Source organism: Deltaproteobacteria bacterium (assembly GCA_020848905.1).
GTDB lineage: Bacteria > Myxococcota_A > Polyangia.
This window is the reverse complement of sequence record JADLHG010000083.1, coordinates 125,441-143,393: the sequence shown is the minus strand read 5'-3', so window position 1 is coordinate 143,393 and position 17,953 is coordinate 125,441. Positions and strand designations below refer to the sequence as shown.

The 17,953-nt window shown below is 70.8% G+C and carries 20 protein-coding genes; 11 read left to right on the top strand and 9 right to left on the bottom strand.

The features are described 5' to 3' along the window. Window positions 1-48 precede the first annotated feature (48 nt). From IT371_31425 to IT371_31400, 6 genes are all read left to right on the top strand, one after another. On the top strand, window positions 49-876 hold the full coding sequence (locus tag IT371_31425; protein MCC6752204.1) for a tetratricopeptide repeat protein: 828 nt from the start codon (window positions 49-51) through the stop codon (window positions 874-876). A 5-nt stretch (window positions 877-881) separates the two neighbouring features. Next, window positions 882-1,613, top strand: coding sequence for a TonB family protein (locus IT371_31420; protein ID MCC6752203.1), 732 nt, complete (start codon window positions 882-884; stop codon window positions 1,611-1,613). Between the two features lie 29 nt (window positions 1,614-1,642). Beyond that, complete coding sequence (locus tag IT371_31415) at window positions 1,643-2,326, top strand: MotA/TolQ/ExbB proton channel family protein (GenBank protein ID MCC6752202.1); 684 nt, start codon at window positions 1,643-1,645, stop codon at window positions 2,324-2,326. A gap of 23 nt (window positions 2,327-2,349) precedes the next feature. Next, window positions 2,350-2,832: a biopolymer transporter ExbD gene (locus IT371_31410; GenBank protein MCC6752201.1), complete on the top strand. Its 483-nt coding sequence runs from the start codon at window positions 2,350-2,352 to the stop codon at window positions 2,830-2,832. Between the two features lie 3 nt (window positions 2,833-2,835). Continuing rightward, window positions 2,836-3,246 carry a biopolymer transporter ExbD gene (locus IT371_31405; protein ID MCC6752200.1) on the top strand — a complete coding sequence of 137 codons (411 nt, stop codon included), beginning with the start codon at window positions 2,836-2,838 and terminating at the stop codon, window positions 3,244-3,246. A 248-nt stretch (window positions 3,247-3,494) separates the two neighbouring features. After that, the gene (locus tag IT371_31400; protein MCC6752199.1) at window positions 3,495-4,250 is read left to right on the top strand and encodes a hypothetical protein; all 756 of its coding nucleotides are present in this window, start codon (window positions 3,495-3,497) and stop codon (window positions 4,248-4,250) included. 7 nt (window positions 4,251-4,257) lie between these two features. Here the strand turns inward: IT371_31400 and IT371_31395 are convergent, their stop codons facing one another. Further along, window positions 4,258-5,499, bottom strand: coding sequence for a hypothetical protein (locus IT371_31395; protein MCC6752198.1), 1,242 nt, complete (start codon window positions 5,497-5,499; stop codon window positions 4,258-4,260). An 89-nt stretch (window positions 5,500-5,588) separates the two neighbouring features. On the opposite strand from IT371_31395, the gene IT371_31390 reads away from it, so the two are divergent. Next, entirely contained in the window at window positions 5,589-6,596 is a 1,008-nt protein-coding gene (locus IT371_31390; protein MCC6752197.1) for a hypothetical protein, read from the top strand. A 23-nt stretch (window positions 6,597-6,619) separates the two neighbouring features. Here IT371_31390 and IT371_31385 read toward each other — a convergent pair whose 3' ends face one another. From IT371_31385 to IT371_31360, 6 genes are all read right to left on the bottom strand, one after another. Continuing rightward, entirely contained in the window at window positions 6,620-7,843 is a 1,224-nt protein-coding gene (locus tag IT371_31385) for a hypothetical protein (protein ID MCC6752196.1), read from the bottom strand. Window positions 7,844-8,058: 215 nt separating this feature from the next. Beyond that, window positions 8,059-8,625: a hypothetical protein gene (locus IT371_31380; GenBank protein MCC6752195.1), complete on the bottom strand. Its 567-nt coding sequence runs from the start codon at window positions 8,623-8,625 to the stop codon at window positions 8,059-8,061. 98 nt (window positions 8,626-8,723) lie between these two features. Next, the gene (locus IT371_31375) at window positions 8,724-8,867 is read right to left on the bottom strand and encodes a hypothetical protein (GenBank protein MCC6752194.1); all 144 of its coding nucleotides are present in this window, start codon (window positions 8,865-8,867) and stop codon (window positions 8,724-8,726) included. A 20-nt stretch (window positions 8,868-8,887) separates the two neighbouring features. Beyond that, window positions 8,888-10,564, bottom strand: coding sequence for a DUF1957 domain-containing protein (locus IT371_31370; protein MCC6752193.1), 1,677 nt, complete (start codon window positions 10,562-10,564; stop codon window positions 8,888-8,890). Between the two features lie 35 nt (window positions 10,565-10,599). Next, window positions 10,600-12,276: a DUF4912 domain-containing protein gene (locus tag IT371_31365; GenBank protein ID MCC6752192.1), complete on the bottom strand. Its 1,677-nt coding sequence runs from the start codon at window positions 12,274-12,276 to the stop codon at window positions 10,600-10,602. After that, window positions 12,273-12,527, bottom strand: a complete 255-nt coding sequence (locus IT371_31360; protein MCC6752191.1) for a hypothetical protein — start codon at window positions 12,525-12,527, stop codon at window positions 12,273-12,275. The genes IT371_31365 and IT371_31360 overlap by 4 nt, the downstream gene beginning before the upstream one ends. A gap of 150 nt (window positions 12,528-12,677) precedes the next feature. Here IT371_31360 and IT371_31355 point away from each other — a divergent pair, with 150 nt between their 5' ends. Beyond that, window positions 12,678-13,409 carry a ComF family protein gene (locus tag IT371_31355; GenBank protein MCC6752190.1) on the top strand — a complete coding sequence of 244 codons (732 nt, stop codon included), beginning with the start codon at window positions 12,678-12,680 and terminating at the stop codon, window positions 13,407-13,409. Window positions 13,410-13,417: 8 nt separating this feature from the next. Beyond that, a complete protein-coding gene (gene smpB, locus IT371_31350; GenBank protein MCC6752189.1) occupies window positions 13,418-13,894 on the top strand; it encodes an SsrA-binding protein SmpB in 477 nt (158 codons plus the stop codon). 12 nt (window positions 13,895-13,906) lie between these two features. On the opposite strand, the gene IT371_31345 is transcribed toward smpB, so the two are convergent. Next, window positions 13,907-14,305: a hypothetical protein gene (locus tag IT371_31345; GenBank protein ID MCC6752188.1), complete on the bottom strand. Its 399-nt coding sequence runs from the start codon at window positions 14,303-14,305 to the stop codon at window positions 13,907-13,909. A gap of 96 nt (window positions 14,306-14,401) precedes the next feature. On the opposite strand from IT371_31345, the gene IT371_31340 reads away from it, so the two are divergent. Next, on the top strand, window positions 14,402-15,928 hold the full coding sequence (locus IT371_31340) for a glycosyltransferase family 2 protein (GenBank protein MCC6752187.1): 1,527 nt from the start codon (window positions 14,402-14,404) through the stop codon (window positions 15,926-15,928). 32 nt (window positions 15,929-15,960) lie between these two features. On the opposite strand, the gene IT371_31335 is transcribed toward IT371_31340, so the two are convergent. After that, on the bottom strand, window positions 15,961-16,365 hold the full coding sequence (locus tag IT371_31335; GenBank protein ID MCC6752186.1) for a response regulator: 405 nt from the start codon (window positions 16,363-16,365) through the stop codon (window positions 15,961-15,963). Window positions 16,366-16,516: 151 nt separating this feature from the next. Between IT371_31335 and IT371_31330 the strand changes: the two genes are divergently transcribed. Beyond that, a complete protein-coding gene (locus IT371_31330; protein ID MCC6752185.1) occupies window positions 16,517-17,938 on the top strand; it encodes a HAMP domain-containing histidine kinase in 1,422 nt (473 codons plus the stop codon). Window positions 17,939-17,953 lie beyond the last annotated feature (15 nt).

The window sequence follows — 17,953 nt, the reverse complement described above, 5'->3', positions numbered from 1 at the left end:
CGCCGGCCCGTAGACCGAAGAACGGCGTGGATGCTATACACGCCGGCCATGACGTCGGCTCCCGGCTACCGCGCTGCGTCGTCGCTCGCTCTCCTGCCCCTGGCTGTGCTCGCCGCCCTGAGCACCGCGGGTTGCCAGCGCGTGCAGGCGCGGAGCCTCGCCCGCGAGGGGAACGAGCTCTATCGCGCGGGCAAGCTGGACGAGGCGCTGACCAAGTTCGATGAAGCGGCGCGCCTCGACCCCAAGCTGGCGGTGGCCTTCTTGCACCTGGGCTACGCCGGCATGAGCCTCGCCACCTCGCGCCCCGGGCCGGCCGCGAAGAAGTACGCCGACGCGGCCACGCACGCCTTCGCGCGCTACATGAAGCTCCGCCCGAGCGACGAGCGCGGCGCGAAGTTCTACCTGCAGACCCTGCTCGACGCCGGGCAGCACGAGGCGGCGCTCGCGTTTCTGCTCGAGCAGCACCGCCGCCACCCGAAAGACGTGAGCGTCGTCTCTAGCCTCGGGATGGTGGCCTCGAAGGCCGGCCGCTTCGACGAAGCCCTCGGCTGGTACGAGAAGCGGGCTGCCCTGCAACCCAAGGACCCGCAGGCTCACCACCTGATCGGCAGCCTCTGCTGGCAACGGCTGCACAAGAACGCCGCGGTGACCGGAGAAGCGCGACTGAAGGTGGCGAACCGCGGGATCGCGGCGCTCGAGCGCGCGGTGGCGCTGCGTCCGGACTACGGGGAGGCGCTAGTCTTCATCAACCTGCTCTACCGGGAGCGGGCCCTCGGTCAGCCCGACGCCGCCGCGAAGGAGCGAGACCTCGAGCGCGCGCGGGAGGTCTACCGCCGCGCGGAAGCGGCGTTGAAGCGCGCCGCGGGGCAGAGGTAGGCGCCGTGTTCGAGAGCTACCTCGGACAGAAGCAGCGTCCCCTGCGGGCCCGCGTGGCCTCCACGGCGCTCTCGCTGCTCCTGCACGGAGGCGCGATCGCGGCCGTGCTCTGGCTCTCGCTGCTCTACGTGGACGAGCTGCCCGAGCCGCAGGTCACGGTGACCTTCTTCTCGGCGCCGCCACCACCCCCGCCGCCGCCCCCCCCGCCGGCAGCGCGTCGCCCCGACCGGCCGCGCCCGACCCAGCCCAAGGTCGCCGTGAAGCCGGAGGAGGTGCAGCCGCCCGACAAGCCCCCCGAGGCCAAGCCCGACAAGCCGGCCGAGGACGACGACGGCGACGACGGCGAGGAGGGGGGCGAGGAAGGCGGCCAGAAGGGCGGCCAGAAAGGGGGCACCGTCGGCGGGGTGGTGCAGCCCAAGGCCGTGGTGAAGGAAGAGCCGAAGAAGCCGGTCTTCATCCCCCCGCAGGTGGGCGAGAAGCTGAAGCTCGCGGGAGAGATGCCGGACTACACGCCGGCGGCCAAGATGGCCAAGGTGCAAGGGGTGGTGATCGTGAAGCTGTGCCTGCGCGCCGACGGCAGCGTGGACGCGGCGCAGACCAAGGTGCTCAAGGCGCTGCAGGGGATGGACGAGGAGGTCCTCTCCAAGGTGCGCACGTGGCGCTATCGCCCGCATCAAGTCAACGGAGTGGCGACACCGGCCTGCTTTCCGGTGCGCTTCGTATTTCGCCTGCAGTAGCTGGTCGAGGAGAGAAGAGGAGCCAAGCGATGTCTTTCAGCTTGATCGAGGTCTGGAACGCGGCGGGGCTGGTGGGCAAGGGCGTGTTCGTCCTGCTCGCCGTGATGTCGATCTACTCGCTCGGGCTCGTGGCCGAGCGACTGATGAAGTTCGGGGCGGCACGGCGGCAGTCGCTGGCCTACGTCGAGGGGCTGAAGAAGGCCCTCGAGGAGGGTAAGCTCGAGGACGCGGCGAAGAGCGCGACCCAGCACCCCGAAAGCCCCGTGGCGCAGGTGGTGGCGGCAGGCGTCGAGGCCTATGTGCTGGGCGTGCGCGACCTGGCCAAGGGCAAGAAGGGGGTCGACCTGGTCGAGGCCCTCGACCGCAACCTGGAACGCGTGCGCGACCGTCAGGTCTCGCGGCTCAAGCGCGGCCTCTCGGGGCTGGCCACGATCGGCTCGACGGCTCCCTTCGTGGGGCTCTTCGGCACGGTGGTCGGCATCATCAAGGCCTTCACCTCCATGTCCTCCACCGGCTCGGGGGGCCTCTCCGCCGTCTCCGCGGACATCGCCGAGGCGCTCGTGGCCACAGGCCTCGGCCTCTTCGTGGCCATCCCGGCGGTGGCGCTCTTCAACTACCTCACCACGAAGGTGGACGAGCTCGTGGTGGACATGAACGACGTCTCGGGCGAGGTGGTGGCCTACGTGCTGCGCACCGGCCACGAGAACTCCTGAGCCCACCGAGGGGACCGCGCGCCGTGAACGACCTCGAACAGCCCCACAGCCGCAAGGGCGCGAACCGTCGCCGCCTGCGTCGCAAGCGCCTGGCCAAGGACCCGGGGCTGGCCAAAGGGCGCATGAAGAGCGAGATCAACGTCACGCCCTTCGTGGACGTGGTGCTCGTGCTGCTCATCATCTTCATGGTCGTGACCCCCATGCTCCAGCGCGGCGTGGACGTGATCCTGCCGCTCACGCAGCACCACGCGACGCAGAAGGACAACGGGCAGCAGATCATGATCTCGGTGCGGAAGGACGGCGCGATCTTCCTCGGGCAGCAGCAGCTCTCGGTCGAGACGCTCGAGCAGCAGCTTCAGCCGCTCCTCGCGCGGCAGCCGGCGCCCCCCGTGTTCGTGAAGGGCGACGCGCGGCTCGAGTTCGCGCCGATGCGCAAGGTGCTCGAGGCCTGTCACCGCGCGGGAGCGCCGGGCGTCTCGCTCGCCACGCAGGGCAAGAAGGAGTAGCCCATGGGGATGGACGTCGGGGCCTCGGGCGGCGGGCCGAAGAGCGAAATCAACGTCACGCCCTTCGTGGACGTGGTGCTCGTGCTGCTCATCATCTTCATGGTGCTGACGCCGCTGCTGCTGCGCGAGATCGCGGTGGTGATCCCCAAGAAGGCCGACGAGCAGGTCACCCCCGACGTGGCGGCCCAGCAGGTCGTGCTGGAGCTGAAACAGGATGGACAGCTCGAGCTCGCCGGCCGTCCCGTCGCGCTCGCCGAGCTCAAGAACCGCGTGCGCGGCCTCTACGCCGAGCGCCGCGACAAGCTCCTCTTCGTGCGCATCGACGACCGCGCGAACTACGGCGTGGCGGTCCAGGCGATGGACCTCTGCCGCGGAGCGGGCGTCCAGACCATCGGCATGACGACCTCGCGGTAGCTCTTTGCGCGTGAGCGGGTCCTCGGGGGGAAGCCGACCATGGTCCGTGGGCGGCCCCGGCTCGAGCCGCCGCCATCCGGGGTCATCTGTCCCCACCCTCCCCGGGCCCTCGACCCACCGATCCCTCGCGATCTTCGGCGCCTATGCAAGCGGCGCGACGGCACGGTGTTTGCTCCTAATCGGGTCACACAATGTCACACGGTGCCCCACCTGAGGGGCGCCACGCTTCCAGGCACGGAGGTAGAGCCATGTCCTCGGGTCGCGCCGTTCTGTCAGCCGCTTCTCTCATCGCGCTCGGGCTCCTCGTCCCCGCGGCGTCCAGCGCCTTAGAAGGCAAGAAGAACGACCACGGGCGTCGCGTCACGGCCACGGCCCGGGCCGGCCAGCGCTTCATGGGTCAGTGGCTCGCCACCAACGTCGTGTCGGTGAACGGGCTGAAGATGAAGGCCGACGCCAAGGCCGGAAAAGTGTCTGCCGTCCTTCCCGACGGAAGCCGGACCGTCATCACCTTCAGCGCGACCGGCGAGCTCGTGAACCGCACGGGAGGATCGGATAGGGCCCCGAAGACGGGGGGGGCGCACGGCGACCCGCTGCTCGTGGCGGCGCGTCACCTGCTCGCGCACGCCCAGCACAGCGACAACTCCCGGGCCGAGATGACGGTGCAGCACTCCGCCAAGGGCGACTCGGTGCTGATCGTGAACGCCGGGAATCACCTCAACCAGCGCAACCTGCCCAAGCGCGGCCCGCGGCTGCGGCTGTCCGAGAAGCTGCTCGAGGCGCTGCGCCTCGGTAGCGGCGCGAGGGCGTACGATGGGGCACAGCCCAAACTGACGATCTATTCCGCGGTGGGGGGGCTCGGCATCTTCAATCTGGTCGTGCCCGCCGAGGCACGCATCCAGCGTCTCGACTTCCGCAAGCTGCTGGAACAGATTCGTGCGCGACGCGGCGAGCCCCTGGCTGCCCGCTCGGCGCCCCCGGCCGAGCACGCCGAGGCTGCCAAGTAGCCCCGCGCTACTCCAGCTCCACCTCGGGCCAGACCACGTCGGGCCACTGCACGGCCTCGTGAGCCAGGCGCGCCACGTCGGACTCGGGGCTCGCGCACATCGCCGCCACGAGCTCGGCCGCCTCGGGGTGCACCGCGCAGAGCGGGCGCAGCACGGTCTCGAACATGTTGAGCCGCGGGGTGCCCAGGATCTCGTGCACGAGCTCGCTGATCCGTTCGCCGCGCATCTGCCGCACCAGCGCCGCCACGTCGAGCGGGTCCGGGACCTGCCCCCGGCGCCCGCGTTCCAGCGCGCGGTCCCCCGAGACCCCGCTGCGACGGATCCAGAAGGTATCGCTCAGCCGCACCCGCTGCCCGTCGCGCTCGAGCTCGCCGCCCAGCTGGCCGAGCACCTCCTTGGCCATCTTGCTCGAGCCGATCCACGCCACGGCCACGGCCATGCTGCGTCCCCCCTGCCGCACGGCCAGCTCGGCCAGCGGAACGAGCAACGGATGGGCGAGCCCGTCCACCACCGCCGCCTCGAGAGCCCCCGGAAGCCAGTCGGGCCGCGCCGCCGCGAGCACGCGCTCCTCGAGCCCTTCGGGCAGCGGGTCCAGGCGCATCAGATAGAGCAGCGGACCGTGCGTGTGCGGCAAGAGCGCGAGCGCCCGCAGCTCCAGCTCGGCGTCGCGCACCTGCGCCCGCCCCATCGCGCTCCACTCGTCGAGCAGGAGCGGCGGATGCACCTTGAGCTCGTCCACGAACCGGGAGAGCGCGCCGGCCTCCGCCAGCCACTGCATGAGCTCCACGCGGCCGTCGTCGGCCACGCGCAGGAGCTTGCGGATCACGCGCTTCGCCTCGGGCCGCTCCACCCACCGGGCGTCGGCCTCGTGCAGGAGGCGCTGCAGCACCAGCACCCGCTGCCGCTCCGCCGTGCGCACGTGCGCCAGGCACAGCTCGACGATGAGCTCGGGGGTCTGCCGCGCCAGCGCCCCCAGCAGCTCGTTGCTGTACCGATCGGTCCCGGGGAGCTCGAGCGCGGCCTGCACCTTCTCCTCGCTGCTCGCAAGAAGGGCCGCGGCGTCGGCGATCGTGCGCAGGTCCGGGTAGTCGGTGTCGCGCACGCGGAAGCTCTGCCGCGCGATCAGCTCGGGGGACAGCGCCTCGCGCCAGCCCTCGGAGGCGAGGAGCCCGAGGAAGGCCTCGCGCCGGTCCTTTCGGTCCGGGGCGTCCTTCGCGCGTCGCAGTTGTTCGGTCAGGTCGAGCTCCATCTGAGGCGTGGCAACCCTAGGCCAAGGTGCGGTAAGAATTCTAGGAATGAGTCGGTCCACTTGTCCACATGGGAACGAATAAATCCGCGATGCGCAAAACGCCTCCTCGTCAGCCGCCACACCGTCGAGAAACGCCCTTTCTGCTCGTGATCATTGGGATGCTCGCGCAGACCTTCGCGCCGACGGGTTGCAGCCCCACGCGACGGGCCACCTCCGACGGTGCGGCGAAGCCCGCGGTCCCGGCCTCCGCGGAAGCGGCGCGTGCCGATGCGGGGTCGAAAACGGACGCGGGGGCGAAAGCCGGCGAGCCCGCTTTCGACCCGCCGCCCGAGTCGGGGATTGGTCGCGGCGACGCTCCGCCCGCGGTCCCGTCTCTGCGCCTCGAGAAGCTGCCCTTTGCGCGCGCCGTGGAGCGGCTGACGGAGACACACTACGACCCCGCCCGCCTCGGGCTGAAGACGCTGCGCTTCCGCCTCGCGCTGCGCTCGGTGAAGGACCAGACCGAGGCCACGGCCGAGGGCTACGTTCGGGTGGGAAGCGCGCCCGACGTGCGCGTGCATCGCATCCTCCGTCAGGGCAAGCCCACCGACGCGACGAGCGAGGTCGGCCAGCTCATCTGGAAGGGGATGCGCTTTCAGCTCCGGCGCCTGCTCGAGGGGCTCGGGTCGGGGTTTCTCGCCGAGCGCCTCGCGCAGTGGAAGGGCGTGGCCGGCGAGAGCGCGCTCTCAGACGGGCACCTGCGCCTGACGATCCAGGAGCCGAGCGGCAAGACCGAGATCCTCGTCGGTCCGGCGTGGCAGGTCGAGAAGGTGACCCACGTCGCGAGCCAGGGCGTGACCCGCACCATGAGCTACACCACCCGGCTCGAGGGCGGGCGCAGCCTCGTGACCGGCGCCGTCATGGGCGTCATGATCGACCCCTCGAGCACGCTCCCCAAGCGCGGCAAGGCCATGCTCCGCTTCGCCGACCAGAGCCGCTTCGAAGTGCAGTACGCGAAGGTCGGCCGCTACCTCCTGCCCGTCCGCTTGCGCAAGAGCGTGCCGAGCCGCCACGACGAGGTGGAGGTCACGCTCACGTACACGACCGTGCAGCCGTAGGGGGCACGAGGCGCACCAGGCCTTCAGCTTCCATCGTAGACGGCCTGGGTGCACTTCGACCCCGGTGGGACCGAGCCGACACCGCACTTGCAGTATCCCGGGTCCGGCTTCCAGACCCACGCGTTGTTCACGAGCTTGTACGAGCCGTTGCCGCAGCAGTTCGAGCCCTCCGTGGTGGTGCAGGGGTAGGGCGAGGAGTTCGAACAGGTATTCTCGATGTACCCCTCGGGGCTCGCCACGCAGCCCGAGGGAAGCGTGGGCTTCGCCGGCGTCCCCGGGCTGGTGTTCGATCCACTTCCTGTCCCCGTCCCTGTCCCCGTCCCTGTGCCTGTGCCCGTCCCCGTGCCAGATGGTGTGGGGGTCGCCCCGCCGCTCGGCGTACTCGCGTCGGCCGGCGTGGCCGGACACCAGCCCATGCGGCAGATGTCGCTGTCCGCATAGCCGAGGTAGTGCTCGTCGTACAGGACCGGATCCGAGCCGGCGACCATCACCTGGAACCGACGGAACTTGGGCGTCGTGTCGAACTCGTCGCCCTTGCAGACCGTCTCGAACCAGGTCTTCGGGTTCGTAAAACCGACGCCGCGCTTCTGGCACTTCTGGCTGAACCAGCGCCGGAAGCTGCAGTGGGGCATGCCGGAGCACTCCACCCAGTCCGGCTTCGAGCGCCAGGTGTAGTAGCTCCCGCACTGGCCCCCTTCGTTCGAACACGCCGCCGAGACGAAGGGCGGCTCGAAGCGCTGCTTCAGCTCTTCCGACTTCTCGCGGTAGATCCGGCTCGCGCAGCAACCGACGTTGGCGCACCCGCTACAGAGGTTTCGCCACTTGCGCTCGGCCTCGGTGAGCATCTGCTCGGGGCGGTTCATGAAGTCCTGGAAGTCGCGCTCGGCCTTCTTGAGCGCGTCGGGGCACGAGCCCCAGTTCGTGCCACCTCCGCCCATCGTGCATTCGGTCGCGTAGCAGCAGAGGGAATAGGTCAACGCGGCGTTGGCCGGCATCGCGCAGGCGAAGGGCTGGCACTTCCCATGATTCGGGCCGCAGCTCTGAACGCTCGTGAAGAGATCGTAGGGCGCGTGGTCCTTGATCCCGTAACCGTCACCGCAGACGTTGTACTGGGCTCCTCGGCCCGTCACGTCCTCGGCGGCGCCGCGGGCCCCTCCCATCGTGCCCTCGCAGGAGAGGCCGACGACGCCGAGCGCGAGCGCCACGGCGAGGCGCAGAGGCGATCGGCTCAGGGGCGTTTGGGACATGCCCCTGTCCTTGAGCAACGGACGTGCCATCGGTGCGCGTCTGCCGGTCGGCGCGCGCCGTGAGATCCCAGGATGTTGTGCGTCGGTGGGCCTTTGCCGCGGCCGGAGTGTTGCGCGCGAGGAGATCGCGGGCGGGGTCACGTGGCCCTAACCCGCTCCGTAGCAGACGATCGGGCCTTCGCAGGGCGCGCCAGCGTCGTGACTCTGGCTGCGGACTAGTCCTCGAGCTCGACGAGCTTGGCCCCGTAGGCGAGGTCGCTGGCCAGGCGCGTTCCCGGCAGGTTCTGGCGCTGGGCCTCCCGGAGCAGGACCACGTTGCCGACCTTGGCCGCGTCACCACGGAAGACCGCTTCCGTGATCACCGCGCCGGCGACCGGGACCGCGACGAGCGCCGCGCTCAGGCCCGGCAGCGTCGATGAGAACTTCACCGCCTCGAAGATTGCCGCAGGCGCGAGCCAGATCGCGTTGATGAAGTGGCACAGGCCTCGAACCGCGCTCACGCCGAAGCTCTGGAGGTTCTGCTTGTAGGCACGCCGGTACGCCTTGTCGACGCTCACCGACTGCGCGCGCAGGCCCGAGAGCGCGAGTCGCGCGGCGATGGGCCGCACCACCAGCCCGCCGACGATGGGGAAGCTCGCGGCCTTCTCCATGCGGTTCGCGGCCCGGGTCTGCCAGGCCGTCGGCGCCTCGGCGCGCGCGGTGCTGCCACCGATCAAGAGAGCCACCGCGAGGCCGCCCGTGAGAGCGAGCCGCCCGTAGCGCGAGGTCATCGTATTCGTCATGGGCATCCTCCCGGAGCCCCGTTGTGCAAGCCGCGATCCAGAGTGGGGGGCCGGAGCGGCACCGATGCGGCAGGCCAAGCCTCGCGAAGGGCGCAAAATCATAGGGCCCGCACGGCCGGCTGCAGCGACGTTCCCACGCCGAGCTGCAGCCCGTCTTCCGTCCGGCCAGCCATGGCCAGGTGCCTGGCCATGAAGCCGGAGGTCTCGCGACAGCAGATCTGCCAGCTCGAGCAGATGGGCAACGCGAATCAGCGCGCTAGCCTTACGGCGTGCTTCGCGGACCTCGGAAGACGCGGTAGTCGAGCGTGGGGAAGAGGGTGTCCGCCGATTCGAGGCGCGAGAGCCACGCCTCGTCGAGGACGGCGGGCGCGGCGTCGGTGGCGTCGGCGAAGGGAAACTCGGAGGAGAGGGCGAGGCGATCTTCGGGGCGGGGCGCGACGCTGCCCAGGAGCTGCTGATAGAGCTGCGTGAAGCGGCGGAGGTGGCTGCGCACGCGGCGCGCGGCGTAGTCGACCATGGTGCCCGTGCGCAGGATGAAGGCCCAATCGCTGGACTGGGCGAGGAGCAGCTCTCGCGCGGCCTGATTGAGCGCGCGGCGCGGCAGGCCGTCGGCGCGCGGGAAGCGCTGGGCGAGGGTCACCATCCGCTCGGCCGCCTTGTGCAGGTGGGGATAGAGCCACTCGTTGGCCGCGTTGAGCCAGAACTGGTGGTAGCCCTCCTCGCCCCAGCTCGACTGCGCCGGCCGGCAGAGCTGCTGGTTCGGGTGCCCGCGCAGGTAGTCCGCGAGGTGCGTGAGCGGGTAGTCGACCTCTTCGCGGGCCCAGCGCCGGACCACACCGTCGAGCCACCACGGGCCTTCGTACCACCAGTGCCCGAAGAGCTCCGCGTCGTACGGAGCCACGAGCAAGGGCGCTCGATCCATCTGCCCGCGCGCGGCCTGGAGCTGCGCCCGCCGCCGGAGCGCGAAGTCCGCCGCGTGCTCGGCCGCCTTCTCGCGGGCCCAGTACGGGTCGTAAAGCTCCTTGTGCTCCGTCGCTCCGGTGATGCGGTGGTACTTGATGCCCGTGTACTTGCGCACCCCGTCGGGCTTGAGGAAGGGCCCCACGGTGGCCAGGTCCAGATCGAAGCCGATGTCGCGGTAGAACTCGCGATAGGTCGGGTCGCTCGGATAGCCGTCGTCGCGGCTCCAGACCTGTCTCGAGGCCTCGAGGTCGCGGCCGAAGACCGCCACGCCGCTCGGGTCGCAGAAGACCGGGGCGAAGGTGCCGAACCGAGGCGGCGGCAGGGCCAGCGTCAGCGCATGCGCGTTGCCGACGAAGTAGCGCAGCCCGGCGTCGGCGAGCAGGGCGTCGAGTCCCGGGTAGTAGGCACACTCGGGGAGCCAGATCCCCACCGGGTCGCGCCCGAAGGCGCGTCGGTGATCGTCCACCGCCACCTTGAGCTGCGCCCACACCGCCTGCGGGTGTGTCTGGTGCAGCGGCAGGTAGGCGTGCGTCGCGGCGCAGGTCATCAGATCCAGGTGCCCCTGCTCCTGCAGCCGCGCGAAGGCCGGCACGAGCTCGCCGCCGAGGGCTTGCCACTGCCGCCTCACGTCGTCGAGACGCTCGCGATAGTGCCCCGCCAGGTACTGCAGGTGGCCGTCGCCGGCGGTGCGCTTGAGCTCGGCGTCCACGAGGTGCGAGAGGTCCTCGAGGTAGCGGTCGCAGCGCTTTCGGAGGAGCTCGTCCTGCAGCATCGCGACGAGCGTCGGGCTGAGCGAGAGGCTGAGCTTGAAGGGCACCCCCTCGTCGGCCCAGCGCCGCATCAGCGTCACGAGCGGCAGGTACGCCTCGGTGACCGCCTCGTAGAGCCATTCCTCCTCGAGGAAGTGCTCGTGCTCGGGGTGTCGCACCCACGGCAGGTGGGCGTGGAGCACGATGGCCATCGAGCCGTGCACCACCGGAGCGGTCGCGCCGCGATAGACGTTGTCCATGGTCAGCCGTCGTAGATCTGGTTGAGGCAGATCCGCAGGCGCTGCACCGCGCCGCCGTGCGGAAGCTGCGCCTCGATCGGCACCTCGCGCACGGCCTCGGGGACAGAGACCCGCAGGCTGAAGCACCCGTCGGGACCCACGGGGACGGCGTGCCCGTCGAGGTAGACCGTCGCACCGGGCACCGTCCGGCCGAACACGAGCAGCTCGACCTCGGCCTGCAGAAGCGGACGCGTGATCCCGACCCCGGGCGCGGCCTCTCCCGGCGCGGCGCCGGGCTCGGGCACCGATGGGACGCCGATGGAGACAGACGACGGGCCGTACCACGACACGGAGGCAGCCCCCGCGAAGGCCGTGGGGAATGCTGCGGCCGTGGCGGCACCTGCACCGCCCGACGCAGCCTCGGGTATAGGCGCGCCCGCAGCGGGGAGCGCGCCGCCCACGACCTCGCGCTCGGATGCACCCGCGAACGAAGTCGCCTCGCCTACCCCGCCCGGCGAGGTCGCGGTGGCCCCGGTCAGGCCCGAGATCGCTACCGGCGGCCCCGCGCGGGACGGGCTGCGCGACGCCGCACCCGGGCCCCTTGCGGCAGGGGTCTCCTCGTCCTCGGACCAGGTCATGGCCACGCGCCGCAGGTCCATCTCGAAGGGGATGGTGACGAACACCTCCTCGGCCTGCTGTTCCACCTGATCGCGGGGGGCGACGACGGCGTTCGAGCGCGCGAGCGGGAGCCACTGGCCGCTGCCGCGATAGCCGATCTCCACCACGTAGGTCCGTCCCGGCATGGGCACCGGCAGGTACCAGCTCCGCGCCCACTCCACGCAGTCGTGCTCGTAGACGGCGTGGACCTGGCCCCCGAGGGGGTCGATCCCCGTCACGTCGCACACCCGGAGCGCGAGGATCGTGCCCCCGGCGTCCCGGGCCGCGGCGCGGTACTCCGCCGTGAGGCTCCAGTAACAGAAGAGGTGAGCCGGGTCCCGCGGCAGGAGCACGATGCGGTTGTCTTGATAGTCCTCGGGGAGCTCGGCGAGCCCGTCGTCCAGCGTGCGCAGCGCCTCCTCGAGGACGGGCCCCGTGGCCGGTGCGGGCCGGGGCGCGGCGCCGTGCCCATCCCCGGCGCGCCGCACGCGGGGCGCCGACGGGGGCGCCGACGGGGGCGCTGACTGGGGCGCTGCAGCCGGCGCTGCCCGCTCTGCGCGTCGTCGACGCTCGGGCGCGGTGGCCACCGGCTCTTCGCGCGCGACCTTCGGCGTCCGCTCGACGGGCGTGCGAGGCTCGAGCTCGGCGCGCGCTGCCGCGTCGTCGGCTCGAGCCGCCGGACGGGGCGCGGGATCTTTGGCCTTGGCCGCGGCCGGCGGAGGCGTGGTCGCCTTCTCCACACGGGCCGGCGGAGGCGTCGTCGCCTTCTCCACACGGGCCGGCGGTACCGGAGCAGACGCCTTCTCCACGCGCTCGAGTGGGGGTGTTGCGGCCGGCCTGGACCGGGGCGTGGATCGCGGAGTCACGGCCCGAGCGGGCGCCGACGGTGGGCGCGACCGTCGAGCCCGCGCCGCCGCCTGCTCGAGCAGATCTACGAGCTCACCGTGGGAGAGTCCCCGGAGGTGCGTGAGCCCGAGGCGCTCCGCCGCCTCGGCCAGCTCGGCCTCGGTCATCTCCCGGTAGGTCTTCTCGCGCTCGCTCATGGCTTCCTCCCCCCTCGCCCGGGCGCGTGCCCCGACGAGCAGGTGGGAACCTCGAGAAAGGCCTCCGCGGGCGTCCCGGCCGCAGGACGCGCCGGTTTGGCCTCGCCGCAGCTCTTCGCGCGCGGTGGGGATTCGACGCTCGTCCCCTTCGGCGCGGTGCTCCGGCAGGCGGCGCTGCCCGCCGCGATCACCATCCAGATCGCGAACGCGATGCGGGCACCGGCACGCAACCAGCGGGGCCTCTCGCTCACCCTTCCTCCCTCATCGAGCGGCACATCCCCGGATAACATGACCTCTTTTTTTTGTCACCGGGGCTTTCGGCGCGGCCAGGCCGTCGCGCGGGCGAGCGCATGGACCGCCCCCCGCGAAACGCGCGCCGCGCCGCGCCCGATACGCAGCCCATGCCCAGCACCTTCACGTTCGAAGCGCGCCGCATCCTCTCCGCCCTCGGCTCGGCGAGTCTCGACCTCCTGATGCCGCCGCGCTGCCTGGCCTGCGAGGAGCCGGTAGACCGGCACGGCGCCTTCTGCCCCGTCTGCGACGTGGCGCTCACGCCGGTCGCAGAGCCCTGCGCGCGCTGCGGCCTTCCCGACGCCGCTCCCCTCTGTCCCGCTTGCGTCCGGAGCCCCCCCGCCTTCGCCTCGGCCCACGCCCCGTGGCTCTACGGCGGTTCGCTCTCGACGGTCATCACGCGCATGAAGTACGGCGACCATCCGGAGCTCGCCCGCCCCCTCGGGCGCTTCCTCGCCGCCACGCTCCGCGCCGCCGACCTCGCCCACCACGCGCTCGTGCCCGTGCCGCTCCACCACCGGCAGCTCGCACGCCGCGGCTTCAACCAGGCCGCGCTCCTCGCCCGCCACGCGCGCTCCGGTCTCCCGCACCCGATCCTCCACGACGCGCTCCGACGAACCCGCCCCACCGCCGAACAAGCGGGCCTCTCGCGCGCCGATCGCCTGACCAACCGGACCGGCGCCTTCGTCGTGCCGCGCCCCTCGCTCGTGCGCGGCCGCAAGCTCCTGCTCGTCGACGACGTGCTCACCACCGGCGCCACGGCGCAGGCCTGCGCGGTCGCGCTCTACGACGCTGGCGCCCTCGAGGTGCGCGTCTTGACCGTGGCCCGCGCCGTGCCATAGTGCCGGCCATGAGTCAGGGCCCGGCCACCAAGGACGCGCGCAAGATCATCTGCCAGAACCGGCGCGCGCTGCACGAGTACTTCGTGACCGATCGCTTCGAGGCCGGACTCGTGCTCACGGGCAGCGAGGTGAAGTCCTTGCGCGCCGGCAAGGCGAACCTCGGCGACGCACACGCCGAGGTTCGCGACGAGGAGCTCTTCCTCGTGAACTGCCACATCAGCCCGTACAGCCACGCGACGCACTTCAACCACGAGCCGCTGCGCGCGCGAAAGCTCCTCATGCACAAGCAGGAGATCCGGCGCCTCGCCACGCGCGTGCTCGAGCGCGGCTTCACGCTGATTCCGCTGTCGCTCTACTTCCTCAAGGGCAAGGCGAAGGTCGAGCTCGGCCTCGCGAAGGGGAAGAAGCACCACGACAAGCGCGAGGCGGTGCGGGAGCGCGACGAGCGTCGCGACCTCGCCGTCGAGATGGCCCGTCGTCGGTAGACCGGCGGGGCGTCAGTTCGCGGTGGCGGTCGCCAGCCCGTCCAGGATGCGCTGCACCCCGCGCGCGGCTTCCTTCAACGCGAGCGCGCGCCGGGCTCGGCTGTACTGCGCACCGAGAAAGAGCGTCGCCCGCCCCACCTTCAACTTGAGCAGAGCGAACCGCCCCGCGCGGCGCTCGAGGCCGCACACCCCCTGCCCGTCGGGGCGTCCGTAGAGCGCGGGCAGGGCGGCCGCCAGCGCGGTCGCGCTCTCGTCCACGGACGAGGCGGCCCACAGGTTGCCTCCCTCGTCGGCGAGCACCAGCCGGTCCAGCCCGTGACGCTGGGCGACCTCCTCCAGCTGGAAACGCAGCGCCTGGCTGGCCCACACACTTCGTCGTCGGCGTCGTTCGTGTCCTTGGATGTTCGGCATGCGTCCAGCGTACGGGCGCCGCTCCGGGCGGGCAAAATTTCCGCTCCGCCGCGACCGCTTCGCCGGGCCGCGCGACGCGCGTGCTAAGATGAACGGGTGTCGATCCTGAAAGGGCTGCTCTGGGTCCTCGACTGCATCGTCGTGGCGTACTTCCTCATGTACGCGGGGACGAACCTGCTCCTGCTCGTGATCAGCGCCTTCAAGGTCCGGCGCGACCTCCTGCTCTCCCAGATCTTCCACGACCGCGCCAAGACGGTCGAAGGCGACGCCAGCTTCGCCCCGCTGATCTCGCTGCTCGTCCCGGCCTACAACGAGGAGGTGACCATCGTCGAGAGCGTGCGCTCGCTCCTGCGCCTGCGCTACCCGCATTACGAGATCGTGATGGTCAACGACGGCTCGAAGGACACCACCGTCGAGGTGCTGAAGAAGGCCTTCGAGATGGTGCGCAGCGACGTGGACTACAACCCGCAGCTCGGCGCCATGCCCATCCGCGGCTTCTACCGCGCCGGTATCGAGCTCCCGCCGTCGGTGACGCGGCTCGTCCTGGTGGACAAGGAGAACGGCGGCAAGGCCGACGCCATCAACGCCGGGATCAACTGCTCTCAGGGGACCTACGTCGCCACGATGGACGCCGACTCGCTGATGATCGACCAGGCGCTGATCGAGACCGTGCAGCCGATCCTGGACGACCCGAACGGCGTGGTGGCCTCGGGCGGCCAGATCGCGCTCAGCAACGGCTGCAAGGTGGAGGGTGGGCGCGTCACGGAAGTCCACCTGCCGAAGAAGTGGATCGCGCGCTTTCAGGTGGTGGAGTACATGCGCTCCTTCACCCAGAGCCGCACGGCCCTCGGGGAGCTCAATTCGCTCCTCATCCTGTCGGGCGTCTTCGCCATCTTTCAGCGCGCCTCGGTCATCGCCTCGGGGGGGTTTCTCACCAAGCACATGCGTTCGCGCATCGGACAGGAGTACTGCGGCGTCGGCGCGGAGACGGTCTGCGAGGACATGGAGATCGTCGTCCGCCTGCATCGGTACCTGATGGACCATGGCTCCTCGGGGCGCGTGGTCTTCCTCCCCTTTCCGACCTCCTGGACCGAGGCCCCCGAGATCTGGCAGAGCCTCGGCAAGCAGCGTAACCGCTGGTACCGCGGCCTGCTCGAGGTGCTCTGGTACCACCGCAAGATGATGCTCCGGCCCCGCTACGGCCGCATCGGGCTCTTCGCGCTCCCCTACCAGCTCTTCTTCGAGGCCGCGGCGCCGGTGATCGAGATGCTGGGCTACTTCATGCTCCCGCTCTCCTGGCTCACCGGGCTCCTGAGCGCGCAGGCCCTGCTCGCGTTCATGGGGCTCGCGCTGGCCTTCAACCTCTTTCTGTCGGCCGGCTCGGTGATGGTGTCGATCATGCGGGTGCGCCTGCGCAAGACCAGCACCCAGGAAGTGGCGCTCTTCGGCTATCGCGGGGCGAAGTCGGTGCTGATCATGGTCTTCGCCGGGCTCATCTCGAACCTCGGCTACCGCCAGTACCTCCTCTACTGGCAGATCAAGGGGCTGCGGGACTTCCTGGCCGGGCGCAAGAGCTGGGACAAGTTCGCGCGTCAGGGGTTCGGGCCGCAACCGGCCAAGTGAAGCGGAGCCCGGCGCCGTCGAGGAAGCGGCGTTCAGACGCTCTTCAGGCGCTTCGATTCCGCGACAGCCAGCGACACGCTGATGCGCAGCTCGGTGTCGTCCCAGGGCTTCAGGATATAGCGGTAGATGCCGCCCCGGTTGATCGCGTCCATCGCGATGTTGAAGCTGTTCTCGCCGGTCAGCAGGACGCGCACGCTCTTCGGGTGCAGCACCTTGAGCCGCGCGGCCAGCTCGAGGCCGCTGATGCCGCCCATCGTGTGATCGAGGAGCACCACGTCCGCCGCGCGCTGGGCCAGGAGCTTGAGCGCGTCCTCCCCGCTGTTCGCGACGAGCACCTCGTAGCCGTCCTTCTTCAGGAGTCGCGAAAGCGCCCCGCAGATTTTGGGATCGTCGTCGACGACGAGGATGGTCGGTCGAGTGGTGGTCTGGTCGGTCATGCGCGCCCTTTCTCACCATACCCGGATCCGCGGAGGGCAGCCAGTTTTCAGCCCGATGTTATTCTGTAATATAAATTACATCAAAGCCGACCACGGACAAGCCCGGCGAAATTCGCCGGAATCGGGCCGTGGAGCTACCATTAGATCCATCATGGTCGCCTCCAAGAGCGGGCCGGTACAGCTCCCCGTAGGGCCGCTCCTTGCCGCCCTCGGGTCGGATCCCGAATTTGCACGCTGGGTCGAAGGTCTCTCGCACGGTGCGCTGCGCCTGCACCGCTGTCCGGACGCCGACGATCTCTTGCGGCTCTTGCACGAGGCCGAGGTCGAGGTGCTCTTTCTCAGCGACGGCGGCCACGGCATCGACGTCGCACGCCTCATGGCGCTCCTGCACGAGGCGGCTCCGGACCTGATCGTGGTCGTCGCGGGCGAGGCCCTCTCTCCCGACCGTCAGGGGCAGGTCCTGGCCGCCGGCGCCGCGATCGTGGCCGACTGGCGCACGCCGATCCGGAGCCTCGAACCGTGGCTCGACCGGGCCATCCAGCGCGGCTCGCGGCTCCGCGCCGCGGAATCCCTCGGCAAGGCCCTCTCGAGCCGCATTCGCGCGCAGGAGCTCTGGATGCAGACGGCCACGCGCCGCGTCGACGAGCTCCTTCACGAGCTGAGGACTCCCGTCGGTGTGGTGCTCGGCTACTGCGCGAACCTGCTCGAGGGGCTGGAGGGGCCGGTGAGCGACTTGCAGCGGCAACGCCTCGAGCGCATGCGCGCCGCCGCCGCGCTCATGACCGAGCTTCTCGGGGGCGCCCGCGACCGCATGCCCCAGCCGGTCGAGCGGAGGACGCAGCGCCTCCCCGGCCGAGCCGAAGCACGCCGCCAGGTCCGCCTGCAGGAGCTGTGCACCGAGGTCCTGGACCTGGTGCGCCGTCGGGCCGAGGAGAAGCAGGTCGAGCTACGGCTCGAGACCGAGCCCGACGTGCCCCCCGTCTGGGGGAGCCGCACGCGACTCGCGCAGCTCCTCATCAACCTGCTCACGAACGCCCTGCGCTTCACTCCCGCCGGCGGACGCGTCGAGCTGCGCCTCCGGGCCGACGGCGGCAACGGTGAGGGGACGGCGCGCACGCACTACCGGCTGACCGTGAGCGACACCGGGCCGGGGATCGCGCCCGACGAGCTCGGCCGCATCTTCGAGCCCGGCTACAGCTCGCAGTCCCACCTCGGGCGCGCGGGCCTCGGGCTCGCCGTCTGCCGCGAGGTGGCCGCCGAGCACGGGGCCAAGCTCTGGGCCGAGAGCGAGCCGGGGAGCGGCACGGCCTTCAACCTCGTCCTGCCGGGGGACGCGCGAAGCCGGGGCGCGACGCTCTCGCTCCTGCTCGTCGACGACGAGACGCTCGCCGGGCAGCTCCTGCTCGAGCTGCAGCACCGTAACGGCGGTCCGCTCCCGGTGTCGCGACCGCAGTCCATCGAGGAGGTGGCGAGCCGCATGGTGTACGCCGGCGGCACGCTCGCCCTGACCTGTCTCGGGGAACAACCCCTCCGACGGGTCGTGGCGCTCCTCGATCAAACCGACGACGCCTAGCCGAGGCCACGAGGT

Coding starts and splice junctions, on each gene's coding strand:
- IT371_31425 (MCC6752204.1), top strand. CDS start 49: ATGACGTCGGCTCCCGGCTACCGCGCTGCGTCGTCGCTCGCTCTCCTG.
- IT371_31415 (MCC6752202.1), top strand. CDS start 1,643: ATGTCTTTCAGCTTGATCGAGGTCTGGAACGCGGCGGGGCTGGTGGGC.
- IT371_31405 (MCC6752200.1), top strand. CDS start 2,836: ATGGGGATGGACGTCGGGGCCTCGGGCGGCGGGCCGAAGAGCGAAATC.
- IT371_31400 (MCC6752199.1), top strand. CDS start 3,495: ATGTCCTCGGGTCGCGCCGTTCTGTCAGCCGCTTCTCTCATCGCGCTC.
- IT371_31395 (MCC6752198.1), bottom strand. CDS start 5,499: ATGGAGCTCGACCTGACCGAACAACTGCGACGCGCGAAGGACGCCCCG.
- IT371_31390 (MCC6752197.1), top strand. CDS start 5,589: ATGCGCAAAACGCCTCCTCGTCAGCCGCCACACCGTCGAGAAACGCCC.
- IT371_31385 (MCC6752196.1), bottom strand. CDS start 7,843: ATGTCCCAAACGCCCCTGAGCCGATCGCCTCTGCGCCTCGCCGTGGCG.
- IT371_31380 (MCC6752195.1), bottom strand. CDS start 8,625: ATGACGAATACGATGACCTCGCGCTACGGGCGGCTCGCTCTCACGGGC.
- IT371_31365 (MCC6752192.1), bottom strand. CDS start 12,276: ATGAGCGAGCGCGAGAAGACCTACCGGGAGATGACCGAGGCCGAGCTG.
- IT371_31355 (MCC6752190.1), top strand. CDS start 12,678: ATGCCCAGCACCTTCACGTTCGAAGCGCGCCGCATCCTCTCCGCCCTC.
- smpB (MCC6752189.1), top strand. CDS start 13,418: ATGAGTCAGGGCCCGGCCACCAAGGACGCGCGCAAGATCATCTGCCAG.
- IT371_31345 (MCC6752188.1), bottom strand. CDS start 14,305: ATGCCGAACATCCAAGGACACGAACGACGCCGACGACGAAGTGTGTGG.
- IT371_31335 (MCC6752186.1), bottom strand. CDS start 16,365: ATGACCGACCAGACCACCACTCGACCGACCATCCTCGTCGTCGACGAC.
- IT371_31330 (MCC6752185.1), top strand. CDS start 16,517: ATGGTCGCCTCCAAGAGCGGGCCGGTACAGCTCCCCGTAGGGCCGCTC.